At 62.5% G+C, this 14,235-nt stretch carries 14 protein-coding genes; 10 read left to right on the top strand and 4 right to left on the bottom strand.

Features of this window, described 5'->3' with window-relative positions; translation table 11 throughout:
- Positions 1 to 56: 56 nt before the first annotated feature.
- Positions 57 to 557, bottom strand: a complete 501-nt coding sequence (gpt, locus tag RBH77_RS18395; RefSeq protein WP_311029023.1) for a xanthine phosphoribosyltransferase — start codon at positions 555 to 557, stop codon at positions 57 to 59.
- Between the two features lie 208 nt (positions 558 to 765).
- On the opposite strand from gpt, the gene RBH77_RS18390 reads away from it, so the two are divergent.
- The 6 genes from RBH77_RS18390 to RBH77_RS18365 all read left to right on the top strand — a co-directional run bounded on the left by RBH77_RS18390 (position 766) and on the right by RBH77_RS18365 (position 6,662).
- Positions 766 to 1,644: an SDR family NAD(P)-dependent oxidoreductase gene (locus RBH77_RS18390; protein ID WP_311029022.1), complete on the top strand. Its 879-nt coding sequence runs from the start codon at positions 766 to 768 to the stop codon at positions 1,642 to 1,644.
- 9 nt (positions 1,645 to 1,653) lie between these two features.
- On the top strand, positions 1,654 to 2,085 hold the full coding sequence (locus RBH77_RS18385) for a MaoC/PaaZ C-terminal domain-containing protein (RefSeq protein WP_311029021.1): 432 nt from the start codon (positions 1,654 to 1,656) through the stop codon (positions 2,083 to 2,085).
- A gap of 96 nt (positions 2,086 to 2,181) precedes the next feature.
- The gene (locus RBH77_RS18380; protein WP_311029020.1) at positions 2,182 to 3,501 is read left to right on the top strand and encodes an NAD(P)H-dependent oxidoreductase; all 1,320 of its coding nucleotides are present in this window, start codon (positions 2,182 to 2,184) and stop codon (positions 3,499 to 3,501) included.
- 140 nt (positions 3,502 to 3,641) lie between these two features.
- Complete coding sequence (locus RBH77_RS18375; RefSeq protein ID WP_311029019.1) at positions 3,642 to 4,682, top strand: ABC transporter substrate-binding protein; 1,041 nt, start codon at positions 3,642 to 3,644, stop codon at positions 4,680 to 4,682.
- 67 nt (positions 4,683 to 4,749) lie between these two features.
- Entirely contained in the window at positions 4,750 to 5,562 is an 813-nt protein-coding gene (locus RBH77_RS18370; protein WP_311029018.1) for an ABC transporter ATP-binding protein, read from the top strand.
- Entirely contained in the window at positions 5,559 to 6,662 is a 1,104-nt protein-coding gene (locus RBH77_RS18365; protein WP_311029017.1) for an ABC transporter permease, read from the top strand. The genes RBH77_RS18370 and RBH77_RS18365 overlap by 4 nt, the downstream gene beginning before the upstream one ends.
- Positions 6,663 to 6,665: 3 nt before the next feature.
- Here the strand turns inward: RBH77_RS18365 and RBH77_RS18360 are convergent, their stop codons facing one another.
- The 3 genes from RBH77_RS18360 to ku all read right to left on the bottom strand — a co-directional run bounded on the left by RBH77_RS18360 (position 6,666) and on the right by ku (position 11,126).
- On the bottom strand, positions 6,666 to 7,463 hold the full coding sequence (locus RBH77_RS18360) for an alpha/beta fold hydrolase (RefSeq protein WP_311029016.1): 798 nt from the start codon (positions 7,461 to 7,463) through the stop codon (positions 6,666 to 6,668).
- 289 nt (positions 7,464 to 7,752) lie between these two features.
- On the bottom strand, positions 7,753 to 10,284 hold the full coding sequence (gene ligD, locus RBH77_RS18355) for a DNA ligase D (RefSeq protein ID WP_311029015.1): 2,532 nt from the start codon (positions 10,282 to 10,284) through the stop codon (positions 7,753 to 7,755).
- A gap of 5 nt (positions 10,285 to 10,289) precedes the next feature.
- On the bottom strand, positions 10,290 to 11,126 hold the full coding sequence (ku, locus tag RBH77_RS18350; protein ID WP_311029014.1) for a non-homologous end joining protein Ku: 837 nt from the start codon (positions 11,124 to 11,126) through the stop codon (positions 10,290 to 10,292).
- Positions 11,127 to 11,460: 334 nt separating this feature from the next.
- Here ku and RBH77_RS18345 point away from each other — a divergent pair, with 334 nt between their 5' ends.
- Genes RBH77_RS18345 through RBH77_RS18330 form a run of 4 tightly spaced genes read left to right on the top strand, consistent with a single transcriptional unit; the run spans position 11,461 to position 14,200 of the window.
- Positions 11,461 to 11,826 carry an NADH-quinone oxidoreductase subunit A gene (locus RBH77_RS18345; RefSeq protein WP_311029013.1) on the top strand — a complete coding sequence of 122 codons (366 nt, stop codon included), beginning with the start codon at positions 11,461 to 11,463 and terminating at the stop codon, positions 11,824 to 11,826.
- Positions 11,817 to 12,398, top strand: a complete 582-nt coding sequence (locus RBH77_RS18340) for a NuoB/complex I 20 kDa subunit family protein (RefSeq protein ID WP_311029012.1) — start codon at positions 11,817 to 11,819, stop codon at positions 12,396 to 12,398. Before RBH77_RS18345 ends, RBH77_RS18340 begins: the two co-directional genes overlap by 10 nt.
- A 9-nt stretch (positions 12,399 to 12,407) precedes the next feature.
- A complete protein-coding gene (locus tag RBH77_RS18335; protein ID WP_311029011.1) occupies positions 12,408 to 13,010 on the top strand; it encodes an NADH-quinone oxidoreductase subunit C in 603 nt (200 codons plus the stop codon).
- Positions 13,010 to 14,200 (top strand): NADH-quinone oxidoreductase subunit D, encoded by a 1,191-nt coding sequence (locus tag RBH77_RS18330; RefSeq protein WP_311029010.1) that lies wholly within the window; start codon positions 13,010 to 13,012, stop codon positions 14,198 to 14,200. Before RBH77_RS18335 ends, RBH77_RS18330 begins: the two co-directional genes overlap by 1 nt.
- Positions 14,201 to 14,235 lie beyond the last annotated feature (35 nt).

Here is a 14,235-nt window from a genome sequence, read left to right as displayed (position 1 = left end):
GCTGATTTCTGTAAAACGTCAAGCCCCCCAAAGGGATGCCCGGATTTCAGGCCGTGTCAGCCGCGGTGATCGTCGGCAATCGGCTTCTGATAGGAAAAGCCCATGTCCCACGGGAAATAGATCCATGTGTCCTGCGAGACTTCGGTGATGTAGGTGTCGACCAGCGGCCGGCCCTTGGGTTTGGCGTAGACGGTGGCGAAATGCGCCTTTGGCATCATGGCGCGGACGATCGCGGCCGTCTTGCCGGTATCGGTCAGGTCGTCCACGATCAGGATGCCTTCGCCGTCGTTTTCCAGGAGCGTCGGGGAAATCTCCTTGAGGACGGCGAGTTCGCCCTGCTCGGTGTATTCATGGTAGGAGGCCACGCACACCGTCTCGATCATGCGTACGCCGAGTTCACGCGAGATGATCGCGGCCGGCACCAGTCCGCCGCGCGTGATGCAGACGATGGCCCGCCAGGCACCGTTGATGCCGGCCAGCCGCCAGGCAAGTGCCCGCGCGTCCCTGTGGAACTGGTCCCACGAGACGGGAAATGCTTTTTCAGGAAGAGAGGACATCGGCGGCACTCCGGCTGGGCTCTGGAATGCGCCCTGCGATAGCCGGATTGTGCGGCGATTGGCAAGAGGACTTGTTCCGGTGATCGCTGCTGTTGGTACAGTTCAGGATGTCGACGGGGGAGACATCCGATTTCGTTCGGTATAAGCAGCACGGACCCCACGTGAATGGCATCATGGCTGCACGGCGATTCCATATTCGGACAGAAAAGTGAGCGAGACCGGCAGGCCGCGAGCGGCTGCATCGGATGAGACATTCGGTCTCGACGACGAGGCGCTGGCTACCCATCCGACGGTCTATGCGGAGAGCATCCTTGCCGGGAAGACTGCCCTGATCTCGGGCGGGGCGGGCGGCCTTGGCCGCGCGACTGCATGGCTGATGGGCCGGCTTGGCGCCCGCGTCATTCTTGCCGGCCGCGACGAGGCAAAGCTCGCCGAAGCAGCGGAAACCATGCGAGCGAAGGAAATCGACGCGGGTTTCCACGCGCTCGATATCCGTGAGCCGGACGCGGTGCAGGTCCTCTTCGATACATTTGATGGGGCGGGCGGCATCGACATGCTGGTCAACAGTGCCGGCGGGCAATATCCGCAGGCGGCCATCGACTTTTCGGTGAAGGGCTGGAACGCCGTCGTCAACACCAATTTGAACGGCACCTGGTACATGATGCAGGCGGCTGCCCGGCACTGGCGGGATACGGGCAGGCCGGGCAGCATCGTCAACATCGTCGTCGTGGTCTCCCACGGTCTCTATGGCTTGGCGCATACCGTGGCTGCGCGGTCGGGCGTCGTCGGACTGTCCCGCGCCGTGGCCGTGGAATGGGCGCCGCTCGGCATCCGCGTCAACTGCATCGCACCGGGCGCCATCGAGACGCCTGGCTGGAAGGTGTATACGGCCGAGACGCTGGCAGGCTATCCTGACTCGAACCCAATGAGGCGCGTCGGGACGGCATGGGAAATCGCGGAAGCCTGCGTCTATCTGGCAGGCCCGGCGTCATCCTATGTCACGGGCGAGGTCTTGAACGTTTCGGGCGGCAGCCAGCTCTGGGGCGAGACGTGGGCGATCCCGAAGCCCGATTATTTTAAGGTTTAGGAGGCGGGTTTGGCAAATAGACCCTTGATTGCGGGCGAAACGATCGCAACGGCCGGCAGGACGATCGGAGAGGGCGACATCGCGCTCTTCGCGGGGCTCGCAGGCGATTTCACTCCGATACACATGGATGCGGCGTTCGCGGAGACCACGCCCTTCGGCGAGCGTATCGCACACGGGCCGCTTACCATGTCGGCAGCGATTGGCCTCCTGACGCAGACAGGTCTTCTTGGCGAGCGCGTCATCGCGCTGGTCAACCTCAACTGGGACTTTTCAGGCCCTGTCCGGATCGGCGATACCATACGCGCAAAGGTGACGGTCCAGGAGATACGACCGACGTCGAAAGAAGGCCGCAATCTCGTCACCTTCCTGCTGGACGTGGCCAACCAGCACGGGGAATCCGTGCAGACCGGCCATATGCGTGTCGTCGTGAAAACGGATTAGTCGTAAAGCGCACAACATATGACGGTATCCCTTCGTTCCCCCGTAACTGAACGCATCGAGCCTTCCGAAACGGCGGCTGGCAGGAGTTTGAGTTCCATGACCAATGTCGCGCCCGTCGGACTTGCCCGGGACCTTGCCGAGCGTGCGAAAGCGGGCAAGCCGGTCCGCATCGGCCTCATCGGCGCGGGCGAGATGGGGACGGACATCGTCACCCAGGTGGCGCGCATGCAAGGCCTGACCGTGGGGGCCGTCGCCGACCACAAGATCCGCAATGTCAGCCACGCGGCGGAAATCGCCTATGGCGAGAAGGGACATGTGCGCGAGGTTGAGAACGGGGCCGATCTCGACCGGGCCATGGAGGCGGGAAAGATCGCGGCCACGCACGACGCCGATCTCGTCATCGGCAGTGACCTGATCGACGTGGTGGTCGACGCGACCGGTATTCCTGCCGTTGGCGCGGAAGTCGGCCTGAAGGCGATGGAGCACGGCAAGCATCTCGTCATGATGAATGTCGAGGCGGACGTCACCATCGGCGCCTATTTGAAGAGCGAGGCGGAGCGGCTCGGCATCATCTATTCGCTGGGCGCGGGCGATGAGCCCTCCTCCTGCATGGAACTGATCGAATTCGTCTCGGCGCTCGGCTACCCGATCGTGTCCGCCGGCAAGGGCAAGAACAACCCGCTGCGCTTCGACGCGGTGCCGGAGGACTATGCCGAGGAGGCCGAGCGGCGGAACATGAATGTCCGCATGCTGGTCGAGTTCGTTGACGGCTCCAAGACCATGGTCGAGATGGCTGCTATCGCCAATGCGACCGGCCTGGTTCCGGACTGTTCGGGCATGCACGGTCCCGCCGCTTCGCTGGAAGAGCTTTCGACGACGCTGGTCCCCGAAAAAGATGGCGGCGTGCTGTCGCGCGCGGGCTGCGTCGACTACACAGTGGGCAAGGGGGTGGCGCCGGGTGTCTTCGTCGTGGCCGACATGTCGCATCCGCGTCTTTCCGAGCGGATGGAGGACCTGAAACTCGGCAAGGGGCCGTATTTCACCTTCCACCGGCCCTATCACTTGACCTCGCTCGAAGTGCCGTTGACTTGCGCGCGCGTCGTGCTTCACGGCAAGGCCGATATGGTGCCGCTGGCAAAGCCCGTCGCCGATGTCTGTGCCGTGGCCAAGAAGGATCTGGTTCCCGGTGACAGGCTCGGACTGGTCGGCGAGCATACCTACCGCGCCTGGATCATGAAGGCGGACGAGGCGCGCGCCGCCGGCGCCATACCTTGCGGGCTCCTGCAGGGCGGTACCGTCACGCAGCCGATCCGCAAGGGCGAACTCATCACGCGCGCCAATGCGGCGCCGCCGGTCGGGTCGAAGATCGCCGAGCTTCGCGCTCGGCAGGACCGGCTCGTTTATGGCGACGCTTGAAGAGGCGCGATCCTGCGGTTTTGGGTTGCGCCGCGCCGCCTGACCGGGTAGGGCGCTTCTCCAACGAATTTTGCCGCATGCCGGCGTTGGGGGAGCTGTCGTGGCTCGCCGTGCACGGATAAGCCAAGGGAGAAGAAGAAATGGCTTGGGACGGAAGATTGAAAGCCTGGGTGGCCGCGCTGGTCGGTACGCTCTTTCTGGCGGCCGGGGTAACCGGGGCAGCCGCCGAAACGCCGGCGCCGCTCGACCCGCCGCAGAAGGTGAAGGTCGCCTATGTGCCGATCATGAAATTCGCCACGATGTATGTCGCGGCGGGCAGGGGGCTGTTCAAGAAATACGGGCTCGATGTCGATCTCGAAAAGGTCAAGTCGGGCACCGAGGCGATCGCCTTCCTCACCCAGGGCAGCGTCGACGTCGGCGGCATCGCCATCGTCACCTCGCTGTGGAATAGCTGGAACCGAGGCCTCGATATCCGCGTCATCGCGCCGGGCGGGCTCGAGCCGTTGAAGAACAGCCCGACCGCGCTTCTGGTCGCCACCAAGTCGGCCGGCACGGTCAAGGACATCGCCGACCTCAAGGGCAAAAAGCTGGCGGTCGCCGGCGGCCCCGGCAGCGGCGGCGAATATCTGGCGGCGAAGGCTCTGGAGCGCGCCAAGCTGACCATACGCGATGTCGAACTGGTCAATATCGGCAACCCGGACATCCCGGCTGCGTTGCAGTCCGGCTCCGTCGATGCCGCGATCGCCGGCACGCCCTATTCCGATCAGGCGGTCGAGTCCGGTTCCGCCAAAGTGCTGGCGACCGATCTGACGCCAGGCCTGATGACTGTCGCCTTCGTCGGTTCGGGCAAGTTCATCAAGGAGCGGCCGGAGGTTGCCGAGCGCTTCGTGCTGGCGCTGGCCGAAGCGGCGCGGATGATGCAGGGCGAAGACTATCTCTCCAAGGAGAATATCGACGCCTACATGAAATATACCGCGACCACGCAAGAGGCGCTTAAGAAGGCGACGCCGGCCGTTTACGATCCGAACATGGAGATCCCGGTCAAGGGTCTGGCCGATGTCGAGCGCGTACATCGCGAGAACGGCCGCACCGACTACGACACCCCGATCGACCTGAAGAAGGTGGTCGACACGCAATTCGTCGACAAGGCGCTCTCCGCTCTCGGAGAAGCGAAGAACTGATGGTGCTCGGTGCGGGGTCCGGCCAGCCGGCGCCGGACCCTTCTCCGGCAGGACCGGAGCCGTTCTCATGACCGAAACCAATGCGCGGGCGCCGGGAACGGCGCCCCGTATCGTTACGCGCAACGTCACCAAGGTCTACGACACCCTGGCCGGCCCGATGGTCGCCGTGGACGATTTCAGCCTCGATGTCGCAGACGGCGAATTCGTCTGCATCGTCGGCCCGTCCGGTTGCGGCAAGTCTACCTATCTCAGGATGCTCGCCGGCCTCGATACGCACAGTTCCGGCACCATCCAGATCAGGCCGGGGAGCGATCCGAAAAAGCCGCTGAACAGCGTCGTCTTCCAGGAATACGCAGTTTTCCCTTGGAAGACCGTCATCGAGAACGTCGCCTTCGGCCTTCAGATGCGCGGTGTCGGCCGGGCGGAACGGCTCGAAATAGCTCGTTATTGGCTCGAGCGGGTCGGCCTGCGCAAATTCGCCGACTACTACCCGCACCAGATTTCAGGCGGCATGAAGCAGCGTGTGTCGATTATCCGCGCGCTCGCCAACGATCCCGAAGTGCTCCTGATGGACGAGCCTCTCGGCGCGCTCGACGCGCAGACACGCATCGTCCTGCAGGACGAACTGCTGCGTATCTGGGAGGAAACGCGCAAAACCGTTGTCTACATCACCCACAGCCTCGACGAGGCGATCCTGCTCGGCGACCGGGTGATCCTGATGACGGCGCATCCCGGCCGGCTGCTCACCACTTTTCACATAGGCATCCAGCGGCCGCGTACGGTGGAAACGCTGAATACGCCTGAATTCGCCGAACTGCGCGGCGCGATCTGGGAGCAACTCGGGCGCGAGGTGACGCGCGCGATGGAGATGCAGTCGTGAGCGCGCCGGCGGAACGACCGCTCGCGGTGGACGGATCGTCGGCCAGCGATGCCACCGCTAGCAAGGCGCCTGCGACGGGGCTGCCGCTTCCCGCTATGCTCGGCATCCTTGCCGGCGTCTGCCTGCTCTGGAACGGCGTTCTCTATCTGACAGGGCTATGGGCGCCGCTCTGGTGGATGGCGCTCTTCGGCGATTTCGTGCTGGTCGTGCTGGCCGCCGAGCGGATCGGCCGCGACGTGCCGCCGAAGCGCCGCAAGCTCTACGAGCGCACGCTTGCCTTCGGCTTCCCTGTGTTGGCGCTGGTCGCGTGGCAATGGATCGTCGATGCCGGCATCCTGAACCCTCTGTGGTTCCCGCAGCCGACCCGCATCGCTGCCGCGCTTTGGGACGTGACGGTTCATTTCGACCGTTTTTCCGAAACGAGCCTGCTCGGCCGTCCCTGGCTGATCCCGTGGAAATTCGAGAGTGACGGCTGGGCCGGTGTCTGGAGCCTTTTCGCCGAGAGCCATGTCTGGGCGACGCTCGGGCGTGTCGCCGCCGGCTTCGTCATCGGCGCGATCCCCGGCATCCTGCTCGGCGTCATCATGGGCATCAACCAAACAGTGAGGCTCATGCTCGACACGACGCTTTCCGCCATCTACGTGCTGCCGAAGATCGCGATCTTCCCGATCGTGATGCTGATGTTCGCCGACCCCTTCGGCGAGGGGCCAAAGATTGCGGTGGTGGCGCTATCCGTCTTCTTCCTCATGACCATCAATACGATGGCGGGCGTTCGCGACATTGATCCCGTCTTCGTCATGGCCGGGCGCAATTACGGCGCGCGCGGCCTGTCGCTTTACCGGCACGTCATCATTCCCGCGGCGCTGCCGGTCATCTTCGCCGGGCTGAGGCTGGCGCTCGGAACGGCGCTCATCGTTATCATCTCGGTCGAGTTCCTGCGCGCCAAGCAGGGCGTCGGCTACATGACATTCTACTATTGGGAAGTGCTGAACCCCGAGAAGATGTACGCCGGGCTTGTGGTGGTCATGATCCTCGGCGTGGTGCTGACCTACGGGCTGCAATGGCTGCAGAAAAAACTCATGCCGTGGGCGCGAGGATGAAGCTCAAGGTGCCGCCAGAAGCCGCTCGCGGATGATGGCGTTGTATTCGTCAGGGCGGGTCACGTAAGGGTAATGGCCGCCGACGCGGAACCGCCTGATCTCGGCCCCGGGATAGCGCTCCTCCACGGCGCGCCGTGCTTCCGGGCCGATTAGCGGGTCATCCACCGATTCTATGATGACGATCCGTTCGGGCGCCACTGCGAGCGGCGGTACGGCCTGTGAATTCTGCAGCGCCATTACGCGCGCTTTCAGCCCTTCGCCGCCGACCGTCTCGGCACTTTCCATGAGCTTTTTCTTCAGGTCGGCGAAAACGGGCTCAGACTCGTCCCAACCCGCGACCGATTTCAGGATGAGTTCCTTGTGCTGCTCGCCGTTCATCGCTTCCATCGTGTCAAGCGGCGGCAGACGTTTTCGCGAGGGAACCGGATCGACCAGAGAATTGCCGATGAAGAGCGTCTCGATTCGGTCCGACGCGCGGTCGGCGAGCCATTGCGCGGCAAAACCGCCGAAAGACGAGCCGAGGATGTGGAAAGTGTCGATCCCTAGTTCGTCGAGCAAGGTAATGAGGCTGTCGACCAACCGGCCGAGGTTGCGTTCGATCGGGTAGGTAAGCGCGATGACCCTCGCGATATCGCGCAATCCGTCGATCTGCGCCCGAAATATTCCCGCGGTGCCGAGCGTGCCGGGCAGGAGCACCAGCGTCGGCGCATCGGGCGAGGGCATACCGGTGTCGATGACGTCCCATTCGAGGCCATTTGCCTTGAACATCGTGCCTTCGGGTGCGCCGGTCCTACTCGCCATTCTTCATTCTCCTGCCTGCGCCGTGGCCGGCGTCTTTGTTGCCGGAACTGCTATGCAAGGAACTCCCCGCATGCAAGGGCAGAATGCCTGCGCTCCAGAAAGGCGGGCACGAGAAAGACAGGCTCTGAGGGAAAAGGGGGGACGATGACGGTTGCCAGGGCGGGCAAGGTTTTTTGGGGGGGAACCGTCCGCCATCGTCCTGGCTTCTTAACCGACAGCAACGGGATTGGTTCCGGTCGGCTGCATTTTTTTCTAGAATTTTTTGCCGACCCAGGCAGCGGTCGCGACATCAGCTGAGCGTATAGCCCTCCTTGAAGAAGTCGCGCCAGATGTCGGCCTTTTCAACCTTGGCGCGGCCGCCCGCATCGCCGATTGTGTAGTCGCCCGGTCCGACATTACCCTCCAGCGCCTTCCAGTCGATCGGCATCGACACGGTCGCGTTCGGCTTGCCGCGCGAGGAGTAGGGCACCACAGTGGTCGAGCCACGCCCGTTCCTCAGATAGTCGATGAAGATGCGCCCGGCGCGCGCCTTCTTCGAAAGCGTTGCCGTGTAGCGCTTTGGCGAAGCTTGCTCCATCGCCCAGGCGAAATCATGCGCGAACGTCTTCACGCGCTCCCAATCCGCCTTCGGCTTGAGCGGCACGACGACATGAAAACCCTTGCCGCCCGAAGTTTTGACGAAGTTCGGCATTTCGAGTTCGTCGAGCCGCGAATGCACGTCCAGTGTCGCTTCGCGGACAGCCGCCACATCGAGCCCTTCGTCGGGGTCGAGATCGAAGATGATCTGATCGGGTTTTTCGATCGTGCCGATCTTCGAGCCCCAGATGTGGATCTCGACGACGCCATTCTGAACGAGCGCCGCCAGCCCGTCGAAATCCTCGATGTAAAGGAGTTCCTCGCCGTCCTTGGGATCGGCCATGCGCAGGATCTTCTCGTGCATGCCGGGCGAGGCGTGTTTCTGGAAGAAGCGCGGGCCGCCGACGCCGTCCGGCGCGCGCACCAGCGCCAGCGGCCGGTCGATGACGAATTGCTCCATCAGCGGCCAGACCTCCTCGTAATAGTCGAGCAGGACCTGCTTGGTGATGCCGGCTTCCGGCCACAAGAGCTTGTCGGGATGGGTAAGGGTCACGCTCGTTTGGGCTCCCTTCTTTGCCGAGGCACGCTTCGATACGTCCTTTTTCTTGGCGCTTTTCGCGCCGGCCTTGGCGGTGTCTTCCGGCTCCTCGATGACCACGTCTTTGGACGGCTTGTCCTCGCGCAGCCCCTGGAAGGAGGCATGGCGCAATATACGATCGGCCGTCCACGAGCGGAACTCGACTTCCGCGACCAGATTGGGATCGACCCAGATTGCCTGCTTTTCCTTCGATCCCGGGCCGGTCAGTGGCGATGTCTTGCGTTTCAGCCGGTCGAGCTTCTTCTTCAAATCGACTCCCGCTTTCGCCGAGAAGCCCGTGCCGACATGGCCGGCGCTCTTCAACTTTCTGCCCTCGTAGTAGCCGACGATCAGCGAACGGAGGCCGCGCCCCGTCTTGTCCGAGGGCAGGTAGCCGGCGATGACGAACTCCTGCCGCTGCGTGCACTTGGACTTGATCCATTCGTGCCCGCGCCCCGAATGGTAGGCGGCGTCGGCGCGCTTGGATACCACGCCTTCCAGCCCCATACGGCAGGCATGTGCCAGCATCGTCTTGCCCGGTTCGGTGAAGTGCTCGCTGTAACGCACCGGCCCTTGCTCACCGAGGGGCTTGAGCAGGTCGCGCAGCCTTTCCTTGCGGTCGGCCAGCGGTTCGCCCGAAACATCCATACCGTCGAGAAAGAGGAGGTCGAAAACATAGTAGACAAGCTTTTCCGTTCGCCGGCCTGACAGGGCCGCCTGAAGCCCGGAAAAGGAGCTTATGCCATTGTCGGCGAGAACGACGATCTCCCCGTCGAGGATGGCGTTCTCGCAATCGAGCGAGGCGAGGGCGTCGGCGATCGCCTTGCCGAAGCGGTCGCTCCAGTCGAGGCCCCTGCGGGTCAGAAGCTTCGGCCTGCCGCCGGAGAGATGCGTCTGGATGCGATAACCGTCGAACTTGACCTCGTGCAGCCATTCGCCACCCGTTGGCGGTGCGGTTTGCAACGCGGCGAGGCACGGCGGCACGAAATCGGGCATCGTGGCCTGCTTACCTGGGCGAGAAGCCTTTTGAGACCGGCCCTTTGGGCCTGAGCTTTTCCCGGCGGTCGACTTGGAATGCCAGACATCCGCCTTGCCGTTCTTGCCGATCTCGTCGATCGTCAGGCCGGATTTCACCGATTGCGGCGCCTCCTCGAGGATATCGCCGCTTCTGCTGGCCGCCGAATCGTCCGACTTGATCAGCAGCCAGTTGTCGCGTTTCTCGCCGCGCTGCGGCTTCAGCCGCACCAGATGCCAACGGCCGTTCAACTTGTTGCCCTTCAGCTCGAAGTCGATATGGCCCTTCTTCATCCCGGCTTCGGGATCGCCTTCCGGGATCCATTCGCCGTTGTCCCAGACGATGACGGCGCCGCCTCCATATTCGCCTTGGGGGATCGTGCCTTCGAAATCGCCATAGTCGAGAGGGTGGTCCTCGACATGGACGGCAAGCCGCTTCTCGGAAGGATCGAGGCTCGGGCCGCGCGTCACCGCCCAACTCCACAGGACGCCATTGTGTTCAAGGCGGAAATCGTAATGCAGGCGGGTCGCGGCATGCTTCTGGATCACATAGAGCCCGCCGGCACTCTTCGATTTGTGCGCTTTTCCCTTGCCGGAAGGCTCGGCCGTCTTCCGGAAGTCACGCTTACGCTGATATTCTTGAAGTCCCGCCATGCGCGCTACGCCGATTTGCGCTTCTTCGAATTGCCGGCTTTCGAGGCCGATACCTTGCCGCCGCCTTCTTCGACCAGGCTCTTCTTCAAGGCATCGAAGAGATTGACGACGTTGGAAGGCCGGGCTGCAGGCTTGGCCTTGGGCGGCCTCCTGCCCTTCTTCTTGGCCTCGATAAGGTCGATCAGGGCATCCTCGTATTTGTCCTCGAATTTCGAGGGATCGAATTTCATCTTCTTGCGGTCGATGATGTCGGAGGCGAGTTCGATCATGTCCTTGTCGATCTTCACGGGTTTCAGCCCGTCGAAAACATCGTCCGCCCTGCGCACTGTCTTGTCGTAGCGGAGTGTGGTGAGGAGCATGCCCCTGTCGTGCGGTTCGATGACCACCGGCCGCTCGCGGCGATAAAGCACGATGCGGGCGAGTCCCGACATCTTCTTGTCCTTCATGGCGTCGCGGATGACGGCAAACGCTTCCTCGGACACCTCGTCGGCGGGCGTCAGGTAGTAGGGCGTGTCGAGATAGACCTGCTCGATATCGGCCTTCGACACGAAGCCTTCGAGATTAAGCGTATGCGAGGATTCGATCTCGACCGCATCGATCTCGTCTTCCTCGACGAGGAGATATTCGTCGTCGCCGGTCTCGTAGCCCTTTACTTCGTCCTCGTCCTTCACCGGCTTGCCGGTGGCGGAATCGACATATTGCCGATTCACCGTGTTGCCGGTGGCGCGGTTGATGATGCGGAAATGGATTTTCTCGCTTTGCGTCGTAGCGTTGGTCAGTTCCACCGCGCAGGTCACCAGCGAGAGTTTCAGATAGCCTTTCCAGGTCGGGCGCGGTGCCATTCAGCACTCCTTCACGAGCATTGGAAGACGGTCGATCCCGCCAGCTTTGGCCATTATGCGCGGTTTTCCAGCAGAAATCGGAAACATGTCGCACAACGCGGACACATGCCAGAGGTTCCGGAGCCTATATCTGCCTCGCTGGTCGTCCAGGCTGGACTATCCTTCCGAGGTCTTTTGTCGCCCCAATCCGGCCACCTTTTACTTGCGCCGTCCCGCCGCGTGCGCTAACCCTCGCCGCGTTGCAACACAGGCATTGCCGCACCCGTCACTCCGCCTAGAATGGCGGCGGCGCGACTCTCCCGGAGCCCGCGCGGCAGGCAATGGAAAGTCGAACATGAACGAACTGATAAGTTCATATCTGCCCGTCGTCATCTTCATCGCGGTTGCGCTGGTTGTCGGGCTTGCGCTCATCACCTCGCCCTTCATCATCGCCTACCGGAACCCGGACCCCGAGAAGCTGTCCGCCTATGAGTGCGGTTTCGACGCTTTCGACGACGCGCGCATGAAATTCGACATCCGCTTCTACCTGGTGTCGATCCTCTTCATCATCTTCGATCTCGAAGTGGCCTTCCTCTTTCCCTGGGCCGTATCCTTCTCGAAGATCGGCTGGCTCGGCTTCTGGTCGATGATGGTCTTTCTCGCCGTCCTGACGATCGGCTTTATCTACGAATGGAAAAAGGGAGCGCTGGAATGGGATTGAGCGATAGTTCCGCCACCCTCGTCGCGCCGAAGCCGAAGGGCATACTGGACCCGGCCACCGGCAAGCCGGTCGGCGCGGACGACCCGTTTTACGGCGGGATCAATGACGAGCTCGCGGACAAGGGCTTTCTCGTCACCTCTTCGCAGGCACTGATCACCTGGGCGCGCTCGGGCTCTTTGATGTTCATGACCTTCGGGTTGGCCTGCTGCGCGGTCGAGATGATCCAGACCTCCATGCCGCGCTATGATTCGGAGAGGTTCGGCGTTGCGCCGCGCGCCTCGCCACGCCAATCGGACGTGATGATCGTGGCCGGTACGCTGTGCAACAAGATGGCCCCGGCGCTCAGGAAGGTCTACGACCAGATGCCGGAGCCGCGCTACGTCATCTCCATGGGCTCCTGCGCCAATGGCGGCGGCTATTATCACTACTCCTATTCGGTCGTGCGCGGCTGCGATCGCGTGGTGCCGGTGGACATTTATGTGCCCGGCTGCCCGCCGACGGCGGAAGCGCTGCTCTACGGCATCCTTCTGCTGCAGAAGAAAATCCGCCGCACCGGCACGATCGAGCGTTGAGGAGATTCTATGAGTGACGCTCTTGGCGCCCTGGACGTCCGCCTCAAGGAAGGGCTCAACGACCGGATAGCTTCTTCCGTGCTCGCTTATGGCGAGCTGACGGTTACCGTCCCGAAGAACGACATAATCGAGGTACTGACTTTCCTGCGCGACGATCCGGAATGCCGCTTCGTCTCCTTCATCGACATATCGGGGGCGGACTATCCGGAGCGCGAGGAGCGCTTCGATGTCGTCTATCACCTCCTGTCGCCGAAGAAGAACATGCGCGTCCGCGTCAAGGTGCAAGCCGACGAAGAGACACCGATCCCGTCGGCCACAGCCGTCTATTCCGGTGCGCTCTGGTATGAGCGTGAGGTCTATGATCTTTATGGCGTGCTCTTCACCGGGCATCCGGATCTTCGCCGCATTCTGACCGATTACGGCTTTGAGGGGCACCCGCTGAGGAAGGATTTCCCGCTGACCGGCTTCGTCGAGGTCCGCTACGACGACGAGGTGAAGCGCGTCATCTACGAGCCCGTCGAGCTGAAGCAGGAATTTCGCAATTTCGATTTCCTTTCGCCATGGGAAGGCACCGACTACGTGCTTCCGGGCGATGAGAAGGCGAAGCAGTGATGACCGAACACAACGTCCGCAACTTCAACATCAACTTCGGCCCGCAGCATCCAGCCGCGCATGGCGTTTTGCGCCTTGTGCTCGAACTCGACGGCGAAGTGGTCGAACGCGTCGACCCGCATATCGGGCTTTTGCATCGCGGCACCGAGAAACTGATCGAGGCGAAGACCTATCTGCAGGCCGTACCGTATTTCGACCGGCTCGATTATGTCGCGCCGATGAACCAGGAGCACGCCTTCGCGCTCGCCGTGGAGCGTCTGCTCGACATTAAAGTGCCGATCCGCGGGCAGTTGATCCGCGTGCTCTATGCCGAGATCGGCCGCATCCTTTCGCATCTCCTCAACGTCACCACGCAGGCGATGGACGTCGGCGCGCTGACTCCGCCGCTCTGGGGTTTCGAGGAGCGCGAAAAGCTGATGGTCTTCTACGAGCGCGCGTCCGGTGCGCGCATGCACTCGGCCTATTTCCGTCCGGGCGGCGTGCATCAGGACCTGCCGGAAAAGCTGGTCGAGGACATCGGCAAGTGGATCGAGCCGTTCTACAAGACGCTCGACGATCTCGAAGTGCTTCTCACCGACAACCGCATCTTCAAGCAGCGCAACGTCGATATCGGTGTCGTCTCGCTGGAGGATGCGTGGGCCTGGGGTTTCTCCGGCGTGATGGTTCGCGGTTCGGGCGCGGCCTGGGACCTGAGACGCTCGCAGCCCTACGAATGCTACCCGGAGATGGAATTCCAGATCCCGGTCGGTAAGAATGGCGACTGCTACGACCGTTACGTTATCCGCATGGAGGAGATGCGCCAGTCCGGCAAGATCATGAAGCAGTGCGTGGAGCGCTTGCTCGGCAAGGAGAAGGTCGGCCCCGTTTCCAATACCGATGGCAAGATCGTGCCGCCGAAGCGTGGCGAGATGAAGCGTTCGATGGAAGCGCTCATCCACCATTTCAAGCTTTATACCGAGGGCTACAAGGTTCCGGCCGGCGAGGTCTATGCGGCGGTCGAGGCGCCCAAGGGCGAGTTCGGCGTCTATCTGGTGTCGGACGGGACCAACAAGCCGTATCGCTGCAAGCTGCGCGCGCCGGGCTTCGCGCATCTGCAGGCGATGGATTTCCTGTGCAAGGGGCACATGCTGGCCGACATCTCGGCCATCCTGGGGTCGATCGACATCGTCTTCGGTGAGGTCGACCGGTGAGCCGCCGCCGGAAGGCAGCGCGCGTATGGGAATGT

This window comes from Mesorhizobium koreense (genome assembly GCF_031656215.1).
Lineage (GTDB): Bacteria > Pseudomonadota > Alphaproteobacteria > Rhizobiales > Rhizobiaceae > Mesorhizobium_L > Mesorhizobium_L koreense.
This window is presented reverse-complemented; position numbering and strand designations above follow the sequence as displayed.